The organism is Nocardia sp. BMG51109 (assembly GCF_000526215.1).
Taxonomy (GTDB): Bacteria; Actinomycetota; Actinomycetes; order Mycobacteriales; family Mycobacteriaceae; genus Nocardia.
On record NZ_JAFQ01000004.1, the window covers coordinates 5881334 to 5903628 of the forward strand.

Consider the following 22295-nt stretch of genomic DNA (forward strand, 5'->3'; position numbering starts at 1 on the left):
GGTGGACGCTGCTGTGGGCGTTCTGCGTTCCGGCCGGATGGTTCTCGTCATCAGCGCGGAGGACGGGGGACACCGCGGCAATCTTGTCGTGGCCGCGGAGAGCGCGACGGCCGAGACGGTCAATCTCATGACGACCGTCGGACGCGGGTTGGTGTACGTGGCGATGCGCTCGGCGGCGCTCGACCGGCTCGAGATTCCGCCCGCCGATCCGACCGCCACCGGGCCGAGCCGGGAGCTGTTCCGGATGCCGGTGGGGCTCGCGGGCGACTCCTTCCTCGGAGTCAGTGCCTCGCAGCGGGCGAAAACCGTACGGGCGCTGGCTGATCCGGACAGTGTGCCGGGCGACTTCACCCGGCTGGGGCACATCTTTCCGCTAGGCTGTGCGGCCGGGGGAGTGCTGTCGGTGCCCGCGGCGCCGGAGGCCGCGGTCGATCTGGCCGAACAGGCCGGAAAGGCGCCCGCCGCGGCGCTGTGCGAGGTCTGCGGCGCGGACGGGGAGCCGGCCCGGCTGCCGGAACTGTCGGAGGTCGCCCGCGGGCACGGCCTGCCGGTCGTCTCGGTCGACGACCTGGCCGGTTATCGCCGGCGCGAGCTGCGCCGGGTGCGCCGGTGCGGCACGGCGCGAATCCCGTTGCCGGTGGGGAAGTTTCGTGCGGTCGGGTTCACCGATGGGCTGGGCCGCGACCATATCGCGTTCGTGTACGGACACCCCGTCGCGAGTATCACTCCGCTGGTCCGGGTGCACGCGGAGTGCCTGTTCGGCGACGCGCTCGGCTCCCGGCTGTGCGGGTGCCGTGCCGGGATGGAGCACGCGCTGGAGCGGATCGCGCGAGCGGGTCACGGTGTGCTCGTGTACGTCCGCTCGGGTGGCGGTGCCGTACAGCGCCTGGCTCGTGCGCTGGGCGGCGGAACCGGTTCCGCCGCAGCGCATCCGGTGGAGGCCGGCGATCTGTGTTCCGCCTTCGACATCCTCGACGAACTCGGCATCCACGAGATCCGGCTGCTCACCGACGCCGCCGACGAGGCCGCCGCGAGCGGTTCGGCCACCGGAGGGCCCGCAGCCGAAGGTCCCTCCGCCGAAGGGTCCGGTACCGCATGGCCCGCCGCCGGGGAACCCGTGGCCGGACGGTCTGCTGCCGAGGAGCCCGCCGACGGACGGACGGTGACCGGCCGATGCACCGCTTACGAAGCGGCCGCCGGGCCCGTGCGGATCCTCGAACGAATTCCGTTGTGGGACAGCGCGGATACGGCCCGGCCGCGCACCACCACCGTTGCACCGCCCTTCGCCGACAGGATAGGAACAGCCTCGTGATCGCACAGCGCAGAACCCTGGTCGTCGACGGCTCGGCGACCAGCTACCTGGAAGCCGGCTCCGGCCGTCCGGTCGTGCTGCTGCACGGCGGCGAGTTCGGCGTCGGCGCCGAACTGGGCTGGGAGCACACCATCGACGCCCTGGCGCGGCGCTACCGGGTGCTCGCCCCGGACATGCTGGGCTTCGGCGAGTCGGCGAAGGTGATCGACTTCAACGACGGCCGCGGGCTGCGCATCCGGCACATCGCCCGGTTCCTCGAACTGCTGGGCGTGGATTCGGCGGATTTCATCGGCAATTCGATGGGCGCGATCAACCTGCTGGTCGACGCGACGTCGGACGCGCCCCGGTTGCCGATGCGCAGCCTGGTCGCGATCTGCGGCGGCGGCGAGATCCAGAACAACGAGCACATGCGCGCGCTCTACGACTACGACGCCACGATGGACGGGATGCGCCGCATCGTCACGGCGCTGTTCCATGCGCCGACCTACCCTGCCGACGAGGTCTACGTGCGCCGGCGCTACGAGTCCAGCATCGCGCCCGGCGCCTGGGAAGCCTTGGCGGCCGCGCGTTTCCGTCGCCCGGGTGCCGAGCCGGTGGCCGGTCCGTCGAGTAAGCGCGCCTACGAACGCATCGCGGTCCCGGCCCTGATCGTCGAGGGCGCGTGCGACAAGCTGCTGCCGGACGGGTGGGCCGCGGAGATCGCCGGGCAGATCGCGGACGCGCGCCACGCGGTGGTGCCGCAGGCCGGGCACTGCCCGCAGATCGAGCAGCCGGAGATCGTGAACGAACTCCTGACGGATTTCCTCGAATCGAAAGGCAGGCAGGCATGACCGACGAACTGGCCGGCAAGGTCGCCGTGGTCACCGGCGGCGCCTCCGGAATCGGCAGTGCGATGGTGGCGCGGTTCGTCGCCGAGGGCGCGAAAGTCGTTGTCGGCGACCTGGATCCCGAACGCGGCGCGGCGTCGGTGGCCGACTACGGCGGCGCGGCGGTGTTCCAGCAGACCGACGTCGCCGACCAGGAACAGCTCGAGCGCCTCGTCGATACCGCGGTGCGCACCTTCGGCGGACTGCACGTCATGTGCAACAACGCGGGTGTCCCGGGCACGATGCACAGGAGCCTGCTGGTCGACGACCTCGCCGACTTCCACCGGGTGCTCGGGGTGAACCTGCTCGGGGTGATGGCGGGCACCAAGTTCGCGGCGCGGCAGATGGTCGAGGGCGGCGGCGGCTCGATCATCAACCTGTCCTCGATCGGCGGCGTCCAGGCCGGCGGGGGAGTGCAGACCTACCGGGCCTCCAAGGCGGCGGTCATCCACTTCACCAAGTCGGCCGCGATCGAGTTGGCGCAGTACGGCATTCGGGTGAACTGCATCGCGCCCGGCAACATCCCGACCCCGTTCCTGGCCGCGTCGGCCACGGAGATGTCGGCGGAGCGCATCGAGCGGTTCACCAGGTCGGTCCGGGCGTCCATGCAGGAGGACCGCCCGCTGCGGCGCGACGGCATCCCCGAGGACGTGGCGGAGGCGGCCCTGTATTTCGGCAGCGACCGATCCGGGTACGTCACCGGGACGATGCTCCCGATCGACGGCGGCACGGTGGCGGGCAAGCCGCTGAAGTTCAAGAAGAAGCCCGCGGAGCAGTCCGTCCCGGCCACCTCGTGAGCATGTCCTTAATTCAATCGCTTGACTTAAATTCCCGGGTGGAGTTGACTGGAAGTACCGGTATTCAGAATCGAGAACGTGATTCTGACGGGTCGCGGGACACGGCGGCCGGGCCGGAAATCCGGAGGGACCCGAGATGAGCACTGTCGACGGATCCGCTCGCGCGGAGCGGGTCGGTACCACCCGGGAGGCGATTCTCACCGCGGCGGAGCGCCTGTTCGCCGAGCGCGGGATCGCGGTGGTGTCCAACCGTCAGGTCAGCGAGGCGGCGGGGCAGGGCAACAACGCGGCGGTCGGCTACCACTTCGGTACCAAGGCCGACCTGGTCCGCGCGATCGTGCGCAAGCACCACGCGCACACCGAACAGCTGTGCCGCGAGATGGTGGCGCGGGCGGAGGAATCCGGCGACCTGCGCGACTGGGTGGGCTGCCTGGTCCGCCCGGTCACCGAACATCTTGCGGCACTGGGCAATCCGACCTGGTACGCGCGTTTCAGCGCACAGCTGATGCCCGACCCGGCCTATCGGGACCTGCTCTCGGACGAGTCGCTGACCTCCCGGTCGCTGCTGCGCGTGATCGACGGGCTGCAACACAGCCTGCCCGAGCTGTCGCCGCGGCTGCACCGGGAACGCAATGCCATGGCGCGCCTGCTGATCGTGCACACCTGCGCGGAACGCGAGCGGGCCCTGGCCGACGACACCCTGCTGCGCCGATCGACCTGGGAGGAGACCGCGGCCGGCCTGGTCGACGCGATCACCGGGCTGTATCTGGCACCGGTCACGCCGTGAGGGCGCGGACCGAAGCGCCGGCACCGCCGGCCCACGGAGAGGACATCCTGATATGACGAGAACCGGTGGGACACCACATCTTCGGGTGGCGACGCGGGCCGGTGCGCGATGAACCGCCACACCGGGGTGCTCGTCGTCGGCGCGTCGGTGGCCGGTCTGGCCACCGCGGAAGCGTTGCGCCGCCAGGGTTTCGAGGGGCGCATCACCCTGCTCGGCGCCGAACCGCACCTGCCCTACGACCGCCCGCCGCTGTCCAAGCAGATCCTGTCCGGCGCGTGGCGGCCCGAACGGACCCTGTTGCGCGCCCCGCGCATGCTGTCGGAGCTGAATGTCGATCTGGTGCTGGGCACTCCGGCGGTGGGACTCGATGCCGCCACCCGGACGGTGCGGACCACATCCGGGTCGATCACCGCCGACACCGTCGTGATCGCCACCGGCGCCGCCCCGCGCACCCTGCCCACCCCGCCCGGCCTGCGCGGCGTCCACGTGCTGCGCACCCTCGACGACGCGCTGGCCCTGCGCGACGATCTGGCCGCGGGCCCGCGCGTGGTCGTCGTGGGCGAGGGCGTGCTCGGTGCCGAAATCACCGCGACGGCACGGCAATCCGGCCTCGAGGTCACCATGACCGGTCTGCAGCACGCGCCGATGGCGACGCAGCTCGGCGACCTGGCGGCCGGGCAGCTGGCCGAACTGCACGCCGACAACGGCGTCCGCCTGCGGCTGGGCGTCGGGGTCGACGGCCTCACCGACCGCAACGGCGAGGTCACCGGCGTCACGCTGGCGACCGGCGAAACACTGCCCGCCGACCTGGTCGTGGTGGCGATCGGCGCCGCGCCCGCCACCGACTGGCTCGCCGGCAGCGGGCTGACGGTCGACAACGGCGTCGTCTGCGACGACCGGTGCCGCGCGGCCGAGGGCATCTACGCCGTCGGCGACGTCGCCCGCTGGCACGACCGCACCGTGAACAGGGCGGTCCGCCTGGAGAACCGGACGCACGCCGCCGAACAGGCCGGGATCGTCGCGGCCAACATCCTCGGCGCCGACCGCGCCTACGAGCCGGTCCCGTACTTCTGGACCGACCAGTACACGGCCAAGATCCAGGTGCACGGAACCATCACTCCCGAGGCGGAAGCCGTTGTCGCCGAGGGAGATCCGGCCACCGGACGGTTCGTGCTCCGATTCGAGCGCGACGGCGCGGCCACCGCGGTGCTCGGCTGGAACATGCCCAAACAGACCCGGATGCAGCGTCAGCACGTGGTCGACGCGCGGCGTCCCGGGTCGTCCCTCACCCCAGCGCACTCCCCGTAGGAGGAAGGTCCCGATGAAGGTGACAGTCGACCAGGACAAATGCATTGCGGCCGGGCACTGCGTCATGCACGCGGCCGCCGTATTCGACCAGCGCGACGAGGACGGTGTCGTCGTGCTGCTCGACGAGAGCCCGCCGGCGGAACTCGCCGACGACGTGCGCCAGGCGGCGTCCGTATGCCCCGCCATGGCCATTCACGTCGAGGAATGAACCGACACCCTGCGGATTCGCCCGCAGCCGAGCACACCCTGCGGCCCCGCCCGCAGCCGAGCAACAGGAGTGACTGTGTCCGAAACACTGACCGAAGACACCGCCGCCACGGCGGGGATCCCCGACTATCCGATGCTGCGTTCCGCGGCGTGCCCGTTCGCGCCGCCGCCGGAGATCACCCGGATGGGCCGTGAGCGGCCGCTGTCGCGCGTGCGGATCTGGGACGGCAGCACGCCGTGGCTGGTCACCGGGTACGAGGCGTTCAAGCAGCTGATGTCCGATCCGCGGGTGAGCGTGAACGATCATGTTCCCGGCTTCCCGCACTGGAACGAGGGCATGGCCGCGATCAAGGACAGCCGGCCGAAGTCGCTGTTCACCACCGACGGCGAGGAGCACAGCCGGTACCGGCGGATGCTCACCAAGCCGTTCACCTTCAAGCGCGTCGAGGCGCTGCGCCCGGCCATCCAGCAGATCACCGACGAGCACATCGACAGCATCCTGGCCGGTCCCCAGCCCGCGGATCTCGTTGCCGGACTGGCCCTTCCGGTGCCGACCCTGATGATCAGCGAGATGCTCGGGGTGCCGTACGGCGATCACGAGTTCTTCCAGCGGCACGCCACGGTGAACGTCGACCGCTTCGCGACCAAGGAGCAGGCCGAGGAGAGCCGGTCGGGCCTGGCGCGCTATCTGGTCGAACTGGTGAAGAAGAAGATGGACGAGCCCGCCGAGGATCTGGTCTCCGATATCGCCGAGCGCGTCCGTAACGGCGAGATCGATATGCGCGAGGCCGCGCAGCTGGGCACCGGCGTGCTGATCGCGGGGCACGAGACCAGCGCCAACATGATCTCGCTGGGAACCCTTGCCCTGCTGGAGAATCCGGAGCAGTTCGCGCTGCTGCGCGACACCGACGATCCGAAGGTCGTCGCGTCGGCGATCGAGGAGCTGCTGCGCTATCTCAGCATCATCCAGAACGGCCAGCGCCGTGTCGCGATCGACGATATCGAGATCGCCGGGACGACCGTCCGCGCCGGCGAGGGCCTGATCTTCGACCTGGCCCCGGCCAACTGGGACGAAAAGGCCTGGGACCAGCCGGAAAATCTCGATCTGCGCCGCCCCGCCAACCAGCACGTGGGCTTCGGCTTCGGCCCGCACCAGTGCGTCGGTCAGCAGCTCGCCCGCGCGGAACTCCAGATCGTCTTCCACACCCTGGTCCGCCGCATCCCGACCCTGCGCCTGGCCATCCCGTTCGACGACGTGGAGTTCAAGCACGACCGCCTGGCCTACGGGCTGTACGAACTGCCGGTGGCCTGGTAGCTCGCCCGCAGGGCCATCGACCCGGCCGTGCCGACGTACGATCGGAGACCCCGGGCTGCGGGATCTGCTCTCGTGGGAATCGCTGATACCGGATGGCTGAGCCGCCGGGAGGATCGGCTAGCTCATCTGTTGCAGGCCGACCACGGCGAGGAACTGGAGCGTGGGGATCCTGATCGGGAATCCGGCGCTGCCCGCGTACGGCGCGGCCGAGCGGGCCGTCGACAGCATCACCGAATCGGCCGCGGTCACCTACGGGGCCAAGGGAATTCGGGTCAACGCGATCGCCCCCGGGCTGACGATCACCGAGATGGTCGAGGACTGGAACCGGCACGATCCGGGGGTGATCGACCGGATCGTCGGAGATACGCCGCTGGGGCGGGCGGCCGAGCCGCGCGAGATCGCCGAATCGGCTGCCTGGTTGCTGAGTGATCGTGCGTCGTATGTGACGGGGGTGGTGCTGCCGGTCACCGGGGACGGCCGTGTGAGCAGCGGCCACGGCGTGGCGCGGGCCGAGCAGGTGGCAACGCCCCTTGCGGTGCGAAGTACGCCCTGTGCGAGTTGTGCGGACCGGAAACCGAGGCCGTGCACGCGCCGTCGGGCAGCCGGTGCATTCGTGTCGGGCGACGACCGGCGTGTCAGTCGTTAGCTAGGGCTACGATCCTGGTGTTTGCAGGTCAGGGGGAGCAGGATACGGGTGTACGAGCGCTTTCGCGCGTGATTCCGATCGTGTTCGGGACGGAGGAAGCGTGGGCGTGCGGACCGGAGTCTCGGTGATTCGTCCGTATCGCGGGGATGGTCAACGGTCCTGCGACGCAGTGGTCGCGGGAAGCCGACAATTCAGGATGGAGAGACCCGATGCCCGTACGCACTACGCCCTGGCCGGAAGGCACGCCCTGCTGGGTGGACTGCCAGGTCGACGACCCGGTCAAGGAGAGCGAGTTCTACAGCGACCTGTTCGGCTGGACCATCGAGGACGGAGGTGACGATTCCGGCGGATATCTCATGGGCAGGAAAGGCGCGAACACCATCGCCGGAATCGGCCCGAAACCGCGGGCCGGAACGCCTTCGGTGTGGACCACCTACTTCGCCGCCGACGATGTCGATGCGATCGCCGAGAAGGTGGGCGCCGCCGGCGGCCAGGTGGTCATGCCGCCGTTCGACGTGCTCGACGCCGGCCGCATGCTCCTCGGCACGGACACCGTCGGCGCGGTGTTCGCCGTGTGGCAGGCCCGCGCGCACAGCGGCGCCGCCGTGTACAACGAACACGGTGCCTATTGCTGGAACGAACTGCACACCAGGCAGCTCGACGCCGCGAAGCGGTTCTACGCCGAGACCTTCGGTTTCACGTACACCGATGTCGGTGACGGCGAGTCCATGATCTACTCGATGTTCAGCACGCGCGGTGGTGAACAGCCCGCCGGCGGAATGAACGACGACACCGTGATGCCCGGCGAACCGATGCCGAGCTACTGGCTGACCTGGTTCCAGTTCGACGATGTCGACGCCGGTGTCGCCCGGGCCGCCGAGTTGGGCGCGACCATTCCGATGCCCGCGACCGATTCGCCCGTCGGCAGAATGGCGATGGTCATGGCGCCGCAGGGCGAGCTGTTCGGCCTCATCGACACCACCGTGACCGTGGGAGAGATGCCGCAGTAAGTCGAACCGGGTGGGCCGGCCGGGTTTCCGGTCGGCCCTCTCGCCGTGTTCCGGTGGTGATGGTTTCTCGCGCGGCGCGATGCCGCTGCCGTCGGGCCCTGTCGGACGGTAGTCGGATCGGTCAGGACGCTTTGCGGCACAGCGGTGTTCGTATAGCCGGTGTTCGTGTCGTTCTACCGCGGTCGATCGGCCGGTGTATCCGACACGGCGAGGATGACGACCGGGATGGTCCGGTTCGTGCGCCGGCTGTAGTAGCGCCAGTGCCGGTTGTATTCGAGCGCGCGCTCCCAAAGCCGCTGACGCTCTTCACCCACCGCTTCACGCGCGTGCACCCGCAGGCGGCGGGGCCCGACCTGAATCTCGGTGTCGGGGTTGGCGCGCAGGTTGTACAGCCACGCCGGATTCTTCGGATGACCGCCTTTGGCGCCCACGATCACGAAGTCCCCGGCATCGGGCATGTAGACCAGCGGCATGGTTCGCTTGCGGCCACTCTTGGCCCCGACATGCTCGAGCAGCAGGACCGGAGGCACGCCGGGCATCCGCCGACCGATACGCCCCCCGGTAGCCCGGTACACGGCCGTGTGCGCGTCCGACACGTACCGCAGCAACGACCAGCTGCGGTCGACGATCGAAAAATAGTCGGGCACAAGCGAAATGCTAGACCGGAAACGCCATCCTTTCGGGAGAACGCGTTACCTTTCTGCGCACGCCCACGGGCAAGTAGCCCAACAGATTCGCGACCGAGGCCGGACTCTGCCCGCTTACGCGCCGTTCGATGTCGGATACCACGGTATGGCCTCGACTTTTCCCGGCACGGCGGCTATGGTTCGTTATTACGGAATTACGGATTATTGGGGGTAAGGATGTTGCGCAAGCTCGCCGTCGTGGTGGCCGTGTCGGTGCCGGTGCTCGCGGGGTGTTCGGATACCGGGGCCGAGGGGGAGGCGTGCGCGCCGACCCCGGCCGCGGACGTGACCACGGCCGACGGGTGGCTGGGGCGGATCGGCCAGGATCCGGAGAACATCTCGATCGCCGTCGACGACGGGAACGGGCGCACCGTCGATCGGCGCGTCGACGACCAGCAGCCCATCGCCTCGGCGGTGAAGGTCGTCCCGCTCGCGGCCTACGCCCGTGCGGTCGCGACGGGAGTGCTCGACCCGCAGGAGCGTGTCCCCGTCACCGAGTGGGAGCGCTGGTATTTCCCCGGTTCCGACGGGGGAGCGCACGAACAAGCGCGCAGCCGCCTGCCCGGCGACACGGTCACCCTCGATCGGATGGTGAGCGCGATGATCCGCGAGAGCGACAACGCGGTCCCCGATTATCTGCGCGACCGTCTCGGCGACAGCGCGCTGGTCGCCGCCGCCGAAGCGGGCGGGTGGCACGACTACCAGCCGTCCTCGAAGCTCGGTGACGCGATCCGCCTGGTCGAGCCGGACGTCGCCGACGTCTGGGCCGCGGCGCGGCGCTACGCCGCCGATCCGGAGTATCGCGAGGCGGTGCTCTCGAAACCGGTGCCGCCCTACGAAGCTCAAGCATCGTGGGCCGACACCACGCCGACGGCATCCGCCAGGCAGCTGACATCGATGCACCGCTCGATCGCCACCGGCGGCTTCGGGCCCGGCTCGGATATCGCTCGCGCACACCTGGAATGGCAGCCCGCCCCGCCCGGGCTGGTGGCGATCGGTTTCAAGGGAGGCTCGTATCCCGGCATCCTGGCCGATGCGTTCTATCTGCGCCGAGCCGACGGCACGGTCGCCACGGCGGTCCTGCTCAATCGCCGCATGCCCGCGGATATCTGGATGACCGCCACGCAACATCCGGCCGAGCAGGGCCTGCTCGTCCGGGCCATGACGGAACCGGAGATGGTGCAGCGATTAGCGTGTGCCGCATGACCGATGTCGATGCCAAGCTCGCCGAACTGGAGGCGCGGATCGAGGCCCTGGAGGGGCACCGCGACACCGACGACCTCGCGCGCGGGTTCATCGAATACCGCGGCAAGGTCGACTTCGATCGCGAACTCGAGTGGACCATTCGCTACGGCGCCGCATCGGTGCTCCGGCTCCCCGCCAACGCCCGCGTGGAAGTGCTTGCCGCCCTGGGGCATCCGATCCGCCACGCGCTGGTCCGGACGCTCCTCGACGGCCCCCGCAGCAGCACCGAGCTGGCCGACGCCGTGGGCCTCAATTCCACCGGTCAGCTGTATCACCACGTACGCGCCCTGACATCGGCGAAGCTCATCGAACAGCACGGCCGGGGCGCCTACCACATACCGGCGCCGAAAGTTGTCCCGGTCCTGGTCCTGATGACCGCCGCGGCCGACATCGCCGAACTACTGCAGTAACGCCGAACCGAGTGCCCTGCGCCGGCGTCACCGATATGCCGAGTGCCGCCGCACCGGCGAGCAGGCGAATCGGCCGCACCGTAGCGGATCGCCTTGCCGCGCAGGGTATTACCCCGTACATCCTTCATCGCCGTGATCGCGCCCGGATACACCGGTCGCGATCGGCATGTCGCGGAGTAGGGGACGCAGGACCGAGGCGATCGTTCTGCGACCTGCCCGGGGATCAGCTGAATCCGGCGGCTCGGGCTGCGCGACGGGAGAGGTCGGCGAACGCGTCACGCAGCGGCTGCGGGCCGATGACCTCGATCTCGCTGTCGAAGCGTGTCAGGGTTGCGGCGAGGGCTGCCCAGGACCAGGAACCGGCGAGCAGCCTGGTCCGGGTGGGGGTGAGTTTCTCGACGATACCGTCGCCGGCGAACGGAATCACCTGTGCGGCAGGGAGGTCCAGGATCACCTCGCCGCGGCACGGCCAGATGTTCGTGGTTTCGGAGCCCTTGAAGCGGGCCGAGAGAAAGGTGGCGACGTCGCCGCCCGGCACCGGCCGGGGTGTGAAGCGCGGGCCGTTGGGGACTCGGAGGGTCATCCGGTCGGCGCGGTAGATCCGCCAGTCCCCGCGCTCGGGATTCCATCCGACGAGGTACCAGCGTCCGTTCCGGACGACCAGATGGTGGGGCTGCACCCGCCGCGGCGGCCGGGGACCGGCGTCGTCCGGCCGCGCCGCGGACACGTAGTCGAACCGCACCTCCTCACCGGACCGGATGGCAGCGCTGAGAGTGAGCAGTACGTGGGTGTCGGCTGGGGGATCTGCCCCGCGCTCAGCGGACTCGACCGCGCTGATCTCGAGAGCGTCGACCCGCTGCCGCAAGCGGGACGGCAGGACCTGGCGGACGGTGGCGAGGGCCCGCGCGGCGGACTCTTCGATACCTGCACCCGTCCCGGCCGCGGTGCGCAGTGCCACGGCGAGCGCGACCGCCTGCTCGTCGTCGAACAGCAGGGGCGGCAGCTCGCTGCCGGCCTCGAGCCGGTAACCACCCTCCGGCCCCTTGACCGCCCGGACGGGGTAACCGAGGTCGCGGAGGCGATCGACGTCGCGGCGCACCGTGCGTTCACTGACACCCAGCCGCCGGGCGAGCAGAACCCCCGGCCAATCGCGGCGGACCTGCAGCATCGACAACAGCGAGAGCAGGCGGCGGGAGGTCACCGTCGAGGAAGCGGTCGGCATGTCGGCCAGACTGCCACAAGAAGCGGACATTCCCTGGCCGGTACCGGTGCCAGAGTGGCCCTCGTCGCCGGAAGCCTCCGGCGCGAAACCATTCCGAAGGGACTCGATCACCATGTCGGTCAACGCTGTTGCCCACCTGAACTTCCACGGACAGGCCCGCGCGGCCCTGGAGTTCTACCAGTCGGTGTTCGGCGGGCAGATCACCGTCGCCACCTACGGCGACCTCGGGATGCCCGCCGACTTGCCCGACGCCGCCAAGGTGGTGTTCGGCCAGGTCGTCGCGGACAACGGCTTCCGGGTCATGGCCTACGACGTGCCCGGTGAGAACGAACCGGCCGCGCCGGCCGCTCCCACCACCCGCCGCGAGAACGGCGCCACCCTCACCGAGGAGCCGTTCTTCCTGTCCGTCCGCGGCGAGACCGTCGACGAGGTCGGCGCGCTGTGGGAACGCCTCACCGACGGCGCGACGGTCATCGAGGAGTTCGGGCCGGCGCCGTGGGCGCCCGCCTCCGGAATGCTGTGCGACCGCTTCGGCATCACCTGGATTCTCGACGTCGCGGCCGAGTACGCCCCGGCCTGACCTTTCACCAACTGCTCGGGGTGCGGCCGGAATCCGGTCGCACCCCGGCGCCTCCGTCCGGCGCGACACTCGACACAGGAGACACCCCATGCACACTCGCCCACTCGGCCGCACCGGCATCCAGGTCAGCACCTACGCCTTGGGCACCATGAAGTTCGGGCGTTTCGGCAACCCCGACCACGACGAGTGCGTGCGCATCGTCCACCGCGCGCTCGACAGCGGCATCAACACCATCGACACCGCCGACGTGTACGGCGGCGACGGCGAATCCGAGCAGATCGTCGGGAAGGCATTGCGCGGCCGCCGCGACGACGTCGTCCTCGCCACCAAGTTCAGTGGCCCGATGGGCTCGGACCCCAACCGGCGCGGCAACTCTCGCCGCTGGATCATCTCCGCCGCCGAAGCGTCCCTGCGCCGCCTCGGCGTCGACCACATCGACCTCTACCAGGTCCACCACCCCGACCCCGGCACCGACATCGAGGAAACCCTGAGCGCCCTGACCGATCTACTTCGCTCGGGAAAAGTGCGGGCCATCGGTCATTCGAACCTGCCGCCCTCGGAAATCGTTGCGGCCCAATGGGTATCCGAACGCCGCGGGCTGGCCCGATACCGCACCGAGCAGCCACACTACTCGATCCTCAACCGGGGCGCCGAACGCGAGATCTTCCCGCTCTGCCAGACCTACGGCCTGGGCGCTCTGGTGTGGAGCCCCCTGGCGATGGGGCTGCTCACCGGTCGCTACCGCAAACGCGGCGGCGAAACAGCGTCTGCCACACTGCTGCACTGGGTCCCGCAGCACATGACCGACGAACGCAAACTCGACGCCGTCGAAGCGCTCATACCGGTCGCCGGGCAGGCCGGGCTGCCGCTGACACACCTCGCGCTGGCATTCGTCGTCGCCCACCCCGCGGTCACCTCGGCGATCATCGGACCACGCACCCTGGAACAGCTGGACGACCTCCTCGCAGGAGCAGGCACCTCCCTCGACGACGATCTCCTCGACCGCATCGACGACATCGTGCCGCCCGGAACCGACACGGGGCCGATCGACGTCGCCTACGAGCCGCCGCCGCTCCAGCAGCCGGAACTGCGCCGCCGCGCCGCCCACGACCGCACCGCGGCCTGACTACACCTGGGCCGATGCCAGAAGTCCCTACCGACCGGCCGTGCCGAGACGAGAGTTGTTCAGCGCAGGTCGAATTCGCCGCCGGCGATACCCTTGGCGAAGGCGTCCCATTCGTCGGCGGTGTAGACCAGCGCGGCGTTGTTGCCGACAAGTGTGGCCCCGCCGTTGGGGTGCAACGCGACTTCCACAGCGCCGCCGATGTTTCCGGAGCCGGCGCTCAGAACGAGGTCCAGGAATTCCTGCCAGTGCGCCGCCGGGACCGAGATGGCCGGTTGCTCACCGGGTGGACCGGTGTACTTGCTGTCGCGAATGAGCACGGCGTCGCCTACGTGCGCTACCTCGACACACGCGCTGTTCGCGCCACTGCGCGACGGTGTGACGAAGCCTGCATCGGAATGGGGTGCGGCTGTGCTCATGGCGAAACAGAATACACCCGATCGGCCGTTCGTTTCGTCAGCGCCGACCAGATCTTCGACCGCGAGCGGTGGGAAACCATGTGGCGGTGGGGAAGTGGGTCGGATCGAATCCCTGGGCTACGAATAGTGAAAGGTGTTCACCGACGGTCGAACTCGCCGCCGGAAACCCTGTGGTGAATGTGTCCCATTCGTCCGGGTCGTAGACCAGGGTAGCTGTGTCTCCCGCGAGTTGGCCGATGCCGACCAGGTGGATGCCTGACCGGGCACGCGTCGGTGGCGAGGTCGAGCCGATTCTCCCGGATCACGCGAGATTCAGCACGCGCGCCGCTGCTGCCCGCGCGGCTCTGCGGTCGGTTTTTCCGCCCGGGCCGATCTCCGGATGGTCGACCGGGACGGCGTATTCGGGTAGGTATTCCGGGCTGACCCGCGGGTGCGGAGCCAAACGGTCGGCGATTCGGTATCCGGGTTTGTTTCGGGTGCGAGAACGACTACGGCGCAGACGCGTTCGCCGTAGATCGGGTCGGGGACGCCGACTACGGTGATATCCGATATCGCGGGGTGGTCGCGGACGAGGGTTTCGATTTTCCGTGATCGAGATGTTCTTTCCGCTCCGTCATCGGCCCCACGTCCACGCCTGCCGATCACGAACCCAGCAAGTGTCCTTCGGGCGCCGCCGACGGTATGAAGACATGACTGGACAGCATTATGGACAGATGTTATATTCCGGAAGCGAGTCTGAAGGTCCTGTGCCAGAGAGCTTTTGGCGCATCCGGTGACCACACGGCGGGCCCGGTCGCATCCGGAGGATGGTGGCGAGGTCGATGAAGGTCGGTCCGGAGATGATGGACCCGCAGCTGCGTCGGCGCGGGCAGATGGGGCGCCTGTTGTCCGGGCGGAGCGAGGCCGCTCTGCGTCGTGGGCACCGGTTGCTCAGGCTGATCAGACCGGCGATGTCGCTCCGGAAGCCCGGCGATCTGCGCGTCCGTCAGGAGTTCGTCGAGCGCGGCGACGGAACGCGGCTGCGGCTGCTGGTGTACGGTCCGCGCGAGCATCGGTCGGGCGTTGCCGGGCTGCTCTGGCTGCACAGCGGCGGTTACGCATTCGGTTGTCCCGAGCAGGATGTGGCGACCTACCGCCGCCTGATCGCCCGCAGCGGGGCCATCGTCGTCGCCCCCGACTACCGGCTCAGCCCCGAGGCCCCGTACCCGGCTGCGCTGGAGGACTGCTATCTGGCACTGAAATGGTTGCGCGACAACGCCACCCAGCTCGGCGTGCGCACCGATCAGCTCGCGGTCGGCGGGGAGAGCGGCGGTGGCGGGCTGACCGCGGCCCTGACTCTGTATGCGCGCGATCGCGGCGAGGTGTCCATAGCGTTCCAGATGCCGATCTATCCGATGATCGACGACCGGGCGATCACCGAATCGGCCCGCGACAACGATGCGCCGGTGTGGGATTCGGTCACCAACGCCTCGGCCTGGCGGCTGTATCTGGGCAGCCGCCACGGGACCGGCGACGTCCCGGCCTACGCCGCACCGGCGCGCGCCACCGAATTCGCCGGCCTGCCACCGGCATTCACCTACGTCGGCGATCTGGAGCCGTTCCGCGACGAGACGATCGCCTACGTCGAGAATCTCCGGTCCGCGGGTGTGCCGGTCGAATTCGAGATCTATCCGGGCTGCTGGCACGGATTCGACCAGGTAGCGCCCAAAGCCGAGGTGAGTGTCCGAGCCCGCCGGGCCCGCGACGCGTGGTTCGCGCGGGCGGTGCGGGAGTACTTCGCGGCGCAGCCCGGTTGAGGCCGCGGGCCGGTAGCGGAGATCAGTGGCCGCGCGGCGCGTACATGATGACCGCGACGCCGGCCAGGCAGATCAGCGCGCCGGTGACGTCCCAGCGGTCGGGACGGTAGCCGTCGAGGGCCATGCCCCACAGCAGCGATCCGGCGACGAACACGCCGCCGTATGCGGCGAGGATGCGGCCGAATTCGGCGTCGGGTTGCCGCGTGGCGACGAACCCGTAGAGCCCGAGCGCGATGATGCCCGCGCCGATCCACACCCAGCCGCGATGCTCGCGCACACCCTGCCACACCAGCCAGGCCCCGCCGATCTCGGCAACGGCGGCCGCGAGGAACAGCAGGATCGAACGGAGCACGGTCATATCCGGGACCCTACGAGATGTATGCGCATGCCTATCGTGCGCACGTGGCTAACCGACGGCGGCGAGCAACCGCCGCAGCTCGCGCCGCTCCCGGTCGCTGAGGTCGGCGAGGACGTGGCGCTCGGCCTCGAGTATCTCGGGGTCGATGCGCTCCAATATGGCCGTGGCCTCCCGCGTCAGCGTGGCAGGCAGCGACCTGCCGGACGGGACGGTGGCGGGCCGGGTGATCAGGCCGCGATCCTGTAACTCGCGAATCACCTTGTTCATCGCCTGCGGTGACACACCGCTGTCGCGAGCCAGTTGCGCATTCGACCGCCCGGGCGACCGGGACAGCAGGCGCAGGCAGAGATATTCGGGGAACGCCAGATCGAACGACGCAAGTACGCTGGTGGCCACCTCGGCACGCAAGGCCGTGGCGACCCGGTACAGAAGGTAGCCGAGGGGTTCGTCCTCGAGATCTACCATGCCGAACATCTTGACACATATCAACTTGGTTGACATAAAATCGGTGCATGACGAGCCCTTCCAACGAAGCGATGTTCGAATCCGCCTACCGTGGTGAATCTCCCGAGATCGGCACCATGCGGCCGCCGTGGAGCATCGGCGAGCCGCAGCCCGAGATCGCCGCACTCATCGACGCCGGACAATTTCACGGCGAGGTCCTCGACGCCGGTTGCGGCGAGGCCGCGGTGTCGTTCTATCTGGCCGAGCGCGGCTTCACCACCGTCGGCCTGGACCAGTCGCCGACCGCCATCGAACTCGCGAAGGCCCAGGCCGCCGAGCGCGGCCTGGCCGGTACGCGTTTCGACGTCGCCGACATCAGTGCGTTCACCGGCTACGACGGGCGTTTCGGCACCATCGTCGACAGCACCCTGTTCCATTCGATGCCGGTCGAATTGCGCCGCGGCTACCAGGAATCGATCGTGCGGGCCGCCGCGCCCGGCGCCTCGTACTTCATCCTGACGTTCGACCGGAACACCGTCCCCGTCGGCCCGATCAATCCGGTCACCGCCGAAGAACTGCGCGAAGTGGTGGGCGAGTACTGGACCATCGATGAGATCCGCCCGGCCCGTATCCACGCGAACATCCCCGACGGCGTCATGGCGGAGCAGTTCGCCGGCAACGACATTCAGGACCTGGGCAACGGCCGCAAGTCGATTCCCGCCTGGTTGCTGTCCGCGCACCTGAGCTGAGGCCGGTTCACCGGGGGGAGGCAGGGAAACGGCTCGATACGGCAGTCGGCAGCGGTGCGGGGTGCGCAGTTCTTCCGCGGACTCCTCGAGATGGAGCAGGCCGATCCGGCGGGTACGGCCCTGCTGTGTGAACACGCCACTCTGCATTCTGGACCGGCTCTGCGCCCCTGACCGGACCGCGCTCCTGACCCATCCCGTCAGTGCCTTGGCGCGATCCGGCAGTGCTTCGCGCGCCGCGGGCAGCGACAGTGGAAGGACCCGATCGGGGTCCAGGTAGATCGGCCGGTGTGGGTGCCCTTCCCAACGCCACCCCGGAAGTGCGGCACAGCCGATATACGGGCGCCGCCGACAGTGGGGTCGGCTGCGGGGACTTCGTGCGGGGGTGACCGACCGGTCGTCGATGGTACGAGGACGGCCGGTCGGGTCATGAACCACTCGGTGCGGCACAGAGCGGTCCCGCGCGGGCGAGAGCCGTCCGAGCGACCGCGACGCACCCCGGAGGAGCACGATGCCCAGCCTGTCCGTCTCTCGCCTGTTATCGGCCGACGAAGCGTTGCGGCGCCTGGCCACCGTCCGATTCGGACGGCTCGTGTACTCCAGGCACGCGCTGTTCGCGGTGCGTCCGGCCGACCACATCATCGAGGACGGCACGATTGTGCTGCACGTCGACCCGGCGGTACTCACGATCACCGGCGATCGCCAGGTCGTCGCCTTCGAGGCCGACGCCATAGATCACGACACCCATGCCGGCTGGTTCGCCACTGCGGCGGGCGTTGCCGAAGAGATCACGGATCCGGACCGGCGCACGAGGTATCGGCACCTGTGGGATCAACCCCGGGACGGCCGCCTCTTCCGGATCCGTCCCGAGCGGGTCACGGGTGCGGAATACAGCTGGCCGGCAGTGGAATCGCGCGAGCGGTCCGAATCCGTGCGCCCCGCCGACATCGCGTCCGAGTGGAACCTCCAGCCGGGCAACCGGATTCGGCCCGTGCCGGGGCCGAGCCCCGCCGCCAAATCGCTCAGCGCGCGGATATCGGGCTTGCGCGGGGCTTCTCGATGACCGGCCGAGGCATCCGGGCGCGGGAACCCGCCTACGACGCGTTCTCCGTGGCGTGCTCGTGCTCGGCGGCGCCCGCCTCCGGATCCAGCGCGCCGAAGTAGCGGGAGAGGCCGAAGGCCATCAGGGTGCCGCCGGTCAGGACCGTCAGGCGCTGCCCCTTCGACCGGACGCCGCCGCGCAGCAGCAGGCCCGCGGCCGCGAGATTGATTGCGCCCCAGGTGATGTTCTCGGTGGGGGAGGACAGGCCGACGCCCGGCGGGTCGGCGAACGGGGTGGGAAACCGTTGCCCGGTGAGGCCCTTGACCGTGTGCGGGACGGTGTTGACGAGCAGCGCGCCCGCGGCGAAGTGCGCGAGTGTCCGGGTCGCGGAGCGGATTCCGGTGGGCATGTATCTCCTGAACTACGACAGCGGAACCGAGAATATCGGACCGGGGCGGTCCGGGCGGCGGCGCCTCCGCCACCCGGGCGCCGCACCTGGCGAGTCCGGTGCGGCCGCGATCCGGCGGCTACTCTCCCCGTTCTCCGACGAGAATGGCACTCTCGTGTGATGAGAAGATTAGTTGCAGCAAGGTATTGTCACATTTACACTGGGATGACCCTCGGAGACTCGGTGTCGGCCGAGTCGAGTCCGTGAACAGTCCAGTCCGTGAACAGAGGACGATGTAGTTCCTGCGAGAGGTGAATCTCTGTGACCACCAGCGCGGCCAGCGACGTCTACTACGACCCGTACGACGTCCAGCTCAATGCCGATCCCTACCCGATGTTCAAGCGGCTCCGCGAGGAACTGCCGCTCTATTACAACGAGCAGCACGACTTCTACGCGATCAGCCGCTGGCCGGATGTGAACGCGGCGCTGCTGGATCACGGCACCTACAGCTCCGCGCGCGGCGCGATCATCGAGTTGATCAAGGCCAACTTCCCGATGCCGTCGGGCGTGCTGATCTTCGAGGATCCGCCGATCCACGACATCCACCGGAAACTGTTGTCGCGCATGTTCACTCCGCGCAAGATCCGTGAGCTCGAGGACAAGATCCGCGAATACTGCGCGCAGAGCCTGGATCCGCACGTGGGCACCGGCAAGCTGGACTTCATCGCGGACATCGGCGCGCAGATGCCGATGCGCACGATCGGCTCGCTGCTCGGCATTCCGGAGCAGGACCAGGAGGCCATCCGCGACTTCGCGAACGACCAGATGCGCACCGAGGAGGGCCAGCCGATGAAGGCCGCCGAGGACGGGCTGGTCAGCGGCGACATCTTCGGCGCCTACATCGACTGGCGCGTCGAGCACCCCTCCGACGACATCATGACGGAGCTGCTGAACGTCGAATTCGCGGACGAGTCCGGCGAGGTGCGCAAGCTGACCCGCGACGAGTTGCTGACGTACGTGAACGTGGTGTCCGGCGCGGGCAACGAGACCACGACGCGGCTGATCGGCTGGGCGGGCAAGGTGCTGGCCGAACACCCGGATCAGCGGCGGCAGCTGGTGGAGAACCCGACGCTGATCCCGAACGCCGTGGAGGAGCTGCTCCGATTCGAGCCGCCCGCACCGCATGTCGCGCGCTACGTGACCCGCGACGTGGAAGTGCACGGCAAGACGGTGCCCGAGGGCAGCGCCATGATGCTGCTCATCGGCGCGGCCAACCGCGATCACCGGCAGTTCCCGCCGGACGGCGACGTCTTCGACATCCACCGCGACACCCGCCAGCATCTGAGCTTCAGCGTCGGCACGCACTACTGCCTCGGTTCGGCGCTGGCCCGCCTGGAGGGCCGGATCGCGCTGGAGGAGATCCTGGCGCGGTTCCCGGAGTGGGAGGTCGACATGTCCGGGGCCAAGCTCTCGCCCACCTCGACCGTGCGCGGCTGGGAGAACCTGCCGGCGATCACCGCTTAGCAGGCCACCGCCACGGCCGCCGCGAGCACGTACGGCCGGCGTGGCGGGCGTTTCTCCCGTGCGGAGGGGGCCGGGCCGACCGTGGGTTGCGCCCGCGTCACCCTTGTCCGATGCCGACGACACCGGCGTCGGCACGCGCTCCTGCCTCTCGGCGTAGCATATCTGCGACGGCACACCGAGTAAGCGAAACGGCCTGGCCTCGAACCGGTTCGGGGCGAGGCCGTTGCGGCGCACTGGTCGTTCTCGAACAGAGGAGCTACGCATGGGCGACCGCTCTAACCGCAAGCGCTCGAACCGCGGGCGCTCCCACCGCAAGCGATCCGGTCGGCTGCCGGGCATCACCCCCGAATACCTCCGGCAGATCGAAGAGGGCGAAGTCCTGCCGTCGCCCGAGGTCATCGACCGCCTTGCCGACGTCTACCAGCTCGGCGACCTCGCCCGACGGCACCTCCACGACCTGTACTCCAGCGAGGTCGACGGGCCGGCGCCCGTCCCCGACATCGTCGTCACCAACGAGCACCGCCGCCGCGTCGACGACCACTCACCGCACCCCGCCGCACTCCTCGACCACCGCTGGAACGTCCTGCACGCCAACGCCGGCTACCGGCGTGTGCTGCCCGGCATCGGCGCCGGCGAGAACAACCTCCTCGCCTGGATGTTCCTCGACGACCGCGCCCGCTCGATCGTCATCGACCACACCGCCGAGGCCCGCAAGCTCGTCGGCCGCTTCAAACTCACCTACGGAACCTTCCTAGGTGACCCCGAATTCGAAGACATCCTCCGGCGCTGCGAGAGCGACGAGTTCTTCGACGCGGCCTGGTCGGACTTCCGCGCGCTCACCGACAGCCCCGGCCCGACGCCGATGAACTGGCGCGACCCCGGCACCGACCGTCTTCTGCGCGTCACCGAACAGCGAGTGCCCGACAGCGAATGGCTGACCCTGCACACCGCGACCCCGATCGACCAGCAACTGTGAGTATGGCCTGTACTCCCGAGCCGGCTCAGCTGCCCGAGCGGTGGGCGGTGACGAGGTAGTTGTGCGGCCAGTTCGGGTCGTCGCGGTCCGGGACGGGCCACGGCCACCGCCCGAAATCGGCGGTCTCCTCGCCGTATCCGGCGACCTCGGCGCGCCAGCCGTGCGCGGCGAACAGCGCCTCGGGTTCGTCGGTGGCGAAGCGCCGGCTGACACCCGCCTCCGTGAGCCGGGCCGACCAGGTGTCCAGGAACGGGGTTCCGGGCGGCACCCGGCCGGAAACATCGGCCAGCGCCACGCTGTTCGGATTGCTCAGCCGTGCCGCCGTGCCGAGCAGCTCGTGCACTTGCGGTTCCGACAGGTAACCGAGCAGACCCTCGGCCACGAATACGGCCGGTTTCGTCTCCAGGTATCCGGCCGACAGCAGCGGGTGGGTCCACGGTCGTGCCAGATCGGCCGGGACCGTTCGGCGGTCGCAGGTGGGCCGCGCCCCGGTCGTCTCCAGGCGCTGCTCCTTCAGCGCGAGCAGTGCGGGTCTGTCGAGTTCGAAGACGACGACGTCGTCGGGAAAACCGAGCCGGAACGCGCGCGTATCCATGCCCGCGGCCAACAGCACGACCTGTGTGATCCCGTTGGCTCCCACCATGTTCAGCAGACGGTCGTCGAAGTAGCGGGTGCGAATCGGCAGCGCGGGATTCTCCGGCATCTCGGCGCCCATCTCGGCCATGATCCTGCCGCCCTCCGGCCCGGCGAGGGCATCGGCCAAGGGATCGTCGAACAGCCGATCCGGCCGCGCCGACTCGCGGGCCCGTTCCGCGGCCATCCACAGCGCGGTCGAGGCTACGGGATCGGTTGACGGAGCGGGAGATTCGTCCGGTCTCGATGGGGCCATCGATCGAGCTTAATTGCCGACTCGGTAATTCGTTGTGGTCGACCACGAACCCCGCGCGGATCCCCCTACCGGCGAGCCCGTGCCCGGCCCGGTCGGTGGTCACATTCCCCGCGGCGGCGTGTGGCGGCAGAGGTCGTCCGGCGGGCGATGAGAACGCGGAGGCTTTCCTCCTGGGGCGGCCGAGAACGGGCTGCCGATC

Annotated in this window: 26 protein-coding genes; 18 read left to right on the top strand and 8 right to left on the bottom strand. The window is 69.2% G+C overall.

Going from position 1 to position 22295, the window contains the following annotated elements; all coding sequences use genetic code 11:
- The first annotated feature begins 13 nt into the window (after positions 1-13).
- From D892_RS42265 to D892_RS0128000, 9 genes are all read left to right on the top strand, one after another.
- Positions 14-1312 carry a 3,4-dihydroxy-2-butanone-4-phosphate synthase gene (locus tag D892_RS42265; protein ID WP_156959718.1) on the top strand — a complete coding sequence of 433 codons (1299 nt, stop codon included), beginning with the start codon at positions 14-16 and terminating at the stop codon, positions 1310-1312.
- Positions 1309-2142 carry an alpha/beta fold hydrolase gene (locus tag D892_RS0127965; RefSeq protein WP_024804405.1) on the top strand — a complete coding sequence of 278 codons (834 nt, stop codon included), beginning with the start codon at positions 1309-1311 and terminating at the stop codon, positions 2140-2142. The genes D892_RS42265 and D892_RS0127965 overlap by 4 nt, the downstream gene beginning before the upstream one ends.
- Positions 2139-2975, top strand: a complete 837-nt coding sequence (locus tag D892_RS0127970; protein ID WP_024804406.1) for an SDR family NAD(P)-dependent oxidoreductase — start codon at positions 2139-2141, stop codon at positions 2973-2975. The genes D892_RS0127965 and D892_RS0127970 overlap by 4 nt, the downstream gene beginning before the upstream one ends.
- Positions 2976-3111: 136 nt before the next feature.
- On the top strand, positions 3112-3762 hold the full coding sequence (locus D892_RS42270) for a TetR/AcrR family transcriptional regulator (RefSeq protein ID WP_036567531.1): 651 nt from the start codon (positions 3112-3114) through the stop codon (positions 3760-3762).
- 108 nt (positions 3763-3870) lie between these two features.
- Positions 3871-5070 (top strand): NAD(P)/FAD-dependent oxidoreductase, encoded by a 1200-nt coding sequence (locus tag D892_RS0127980; protein WP_024804407.1) that lies wholly within the window; start codon positions 3871-3873, stop codon positions 5068-5070.
- Positions 5071-5083: 13 nt separating this feature from the next.
- A complete protein-coding gene (locus D892_RS0127985) occupies positions 5084-5278 on the top strand; it encodes a ferredoxin (RefSeq protein WP_024804408.1) in 195 nt (64 codons plus the stop codon).
- 75 nt (positions 5279-5353) lie between these two features.
- Positions 5354-6592, top strand: a complete 1239-nt coding sequence (locus tag D892_RS0127990) for a cytochrome P450 (protein ID WP_024804409.1) — start codon at positions 5354-5356, stop codon at positions 6590-6592.
- A 160-nt stretch (positions 6593-6752) separates the two neighbouring features.
- Positions 6753-7238, top strand: coding sequence for an SDR family NAD(P)-dependent oxidoreductase (locus tag D892_RS45680; RefSeq protein ID WP_024804410.1), 486 nt, complete (start codon positions 6753-6755; stop codon positions 7236-7238).
- 209 nt (positions 7239-7447) lie between these two features.
- Positions 7448-8248 (top strand): VOC family protein, encoded by an 801-nt coding sequence (locus tag D892_RS0128000; protein ID WP_024804411.1) that lies wholly within the window; start codon positions 7448-7450, stop codon positions 8246-8248.
- A 173-nt stretch (positions 8249-8421) separates the two neighbouring features.
- Here the strand turns inward: D892_RS0128000 and D892_RS0128005 are convergent, their stop codons facing one another.
- Positions 8422-8895 carry a nitroreductase family deazaflavin-dependent oxidoreductase gene (locus tag D892_RS0128005; protein WP_024804412.1) on the bottom strand — a complete coding sequence of 158 codons (474 nt, stop codon included), beginning with the start codon at positions 8893-8895 and terminating at the stop codon, positions 8422-8424.
- Positions 8896-9111: 216 nt separating this feature from the next.
- Here D892_RS0128005 and D892_RS0128010 point away from each other — a divergent pair, with 216 nt between their 5' ends.
- Both D892_RS0128010 and D892_RS0128015 read left to right on the top strand, forming a co-directional pair.
- On the top strand, positions 9112-10140 hold the full coding sequence (locus tag D892_RS0128010) for a serine hydrolase (protein WP_024804413.1): 1029 nt from the start codon (positions 9112-9114) through the stop codon (positions 10138-10140).
- The gene (locus tag D892_RS0128015; protein WP_024804414.1) at positions 10137-10589 is read left to right on the top strand and encodes a helix-turn-helix domain-containing protein; all 453 of its coding nucleotides are present in this window, start codon (positions 10137-10139) and stop codon (positions 10587-10589) included. The genes D892_RS0128010 and D892_RS0128015 overlap by 4 nt, the downstream gene beginning before the upstream one ends.
- Positions 10590-10812: 223 nt before the next feature.
- On the opposite strand, the gene D892_RS0128020 is transcribed toward D892_RS0128015, so the two are convergent.
- A complete protein-coding gene (locus tag D892_RS0128020) occupies positions 10813-11811 on the bottom strand; it encodes a YafY family protein (RefSeq protein ID WP_024804415.1) in 999 nt (332 codons plus the stop codon).
- 112 nt (positions 11812-11923) lie between these two features.
- Between D892_RS0128020 and D892_RS0128025 the strand changes: the two genes are divergently transcribed.
- Positions 11924-12391, top strand: coding sequence for a VOC family protein (locus D892_RS0128025; RefSeq protein ID WP_024804416.1), 468 nt, complete (start codon positions 11924-11926; stop codon positions 12389-12391).
- Between the two features lie 88 nt (positions 12392-12479).
- A complete protein-coding gene (locus tag D892_RS0128030; RefSeq protein WP_024804417.1) occupies positions 12480-13517 on the top strand; it encodes an aldo/keto reductase in 1038 nt (345 codons plus the stop codon).
- Positions 13518-13576: 59 nt separating this feature from the next.
- On the opposite strand, the gene D892_RS0128035 is transcribed toward D892_RS0128030, so the two are convergent.
- Both D892_RS0128035 and D892_RS49770 read right to left on the bottom strand, forming a co-directional pair.
- On the bottom strand, positions 13577-13933 hold the full coding sequence (locus D892_RS0128035; protein ID WP_024804418.1) for a DUF397 domain-containing protein: 357 nt from the start codon (positions 13931-13933) through the stop codon (positions 13577-13579).
- A 312-nt stretch (positions 13934-14245) separates the two neighbouring features.
- A complete protein-coding gene (locus D892_RS49770; protein WP_084161267.1) occupies positions 14246-14713 on the bottom strand; it encodes a hypothetical protein in 468 nt (155 codons plus the stop codon).
- A gap of 41 nt (positions 14714-14754) precedes the next feature.
- Here D892_RS49770 and D892_RS0128045 point away from each other — a divergent pair, with 41 nt between their 5' ends.
- Entirely contained in the window at positions 14755-15729 is a 975-nt protein-coding gene (locus D892_RS0128045) for an alpha/beta hydrolase (RefSeq protein WP_024804419.1), read from the top strand.
- 22 nt (positions 15730-15751) lie between these two features.
- Here the strand turns inward: D892_RS0128045 and D892_RS0128050 are convergent, their stop codons facing one another.
- The gene (locus D892_RS0128050; protein WP_024804420.1) at positions 15752-16087 is read right to left on the bottom strand and encodes a YnfA family protein; all 336 of its coding nucleotides are present in this window, start codon (positions 16085-16087) and stop codon (positions 15752-15754) included.
- A gap of 48 nt (positions 16088-16135) precedes the next feature.
- Positions 16136-16552, bottom strand: coding sequence for a MarR family transcriptional regulator (locus D892_RS0128055; protein ID WP_024804421.1), 417 nt, complete (start codon positions 16550-16552; stop codon positions 16136-16138).
- 47 nt (positions 16553-16599) lie between these two features.
- On the opposite strand from D892_RS0128055, the gene D892_RS0128060 reads away from it, so the two are divergent.
- Both D892_RS0128060 and D892_RS42280 read left to right on the top strand, forming a co-directional pair.
- Positions 16600-17280 carry a class I SAM-dependent methyltransferase gene (locus tag D892_RS0128060; RefSeq protein ID WP_024804422.1) on the top strand — a complete coding sequence of 227 codons (681 nt, stop codon included), beginning with the start codon at positions 16600-16602 and terminating at the stop codon, positions 17278-17280.
- A gap of 508 nt (positions 17281-17788) precedes the next feature.
- Positions 17789-18340 carry a pyridoxamine 5'-phosphate oxidase family protein gene (locus D892_RS42280; RefSeq protein WP_024804423.1) on the top strand — a complete coding sequence of 184 codons (552 nt, stop codon included), beginning with the start codon at positions 17789-17791 and terminating at the stop codon, positions 18338-18340.
- Positions 18341-18371: 31 nt separating this feature from the next.
- Here D892_RS42280 and D892_RS0128070 read toward each other — a convergent pair whose 3' ends face one another.
- Positions 18372-18728, bottom strand: a complete 357-nt coding sequence (locus tag D892_RS0128070; RefSeq protein ID WP_024804424.1) for a hypothetical protein — start codon at positions 18726-18728, stop codon at positions 18372-18374.
- 300 nt (positions 18729-19028) lie between these two features.
- On the opposite strand from D892_RS0128070, the gene D892_RS0128080 reads away from it, so the two are divergent.
- Both D892_RS0128080 and D892_RS44020 read left to right on the top strand, forming a co-directional pair.
- Positions 19029-20231 carry a cytochrome P450 gene (locus tag D892_RS0128080; RefSeq protein WP_024804425.1) on the top strand — a complete coding sequence of 401 codons (1203 nt, stop codon included), beginning with the start codon at positions 19029-19031 and terminating at the stop codon, positions 20229-20231.
- 262 nt (positions 20232-20493) lie between these two features.
- Entirely contained in the window at positions 20494-21207 is a 714-nt protein-coding gene (locus D892_RS44020) for a helix-turn-helix domain-containing protein (RefSeq protein ID WP_024804426.1), read from the top strand.
- A 25-nt stretch (positions 21208-21232) separates the two neighbouring features.
- Here D892_RS44020 and D892_RS0128090 read toward each other — a convergent pair whose 3' ends face one another.
- Positions 21233-22096, bottom strand: coding sequence for an SAM-dependent methyltransferase (locus D892_RS0128090; RefSeq protein WP_024804427.1), 864 nt, complete (start codon positions 22094-22096; stop codon positions 21233-21235).
- Positions 22097-22295 lie beyond the last annotated feature (199 nt).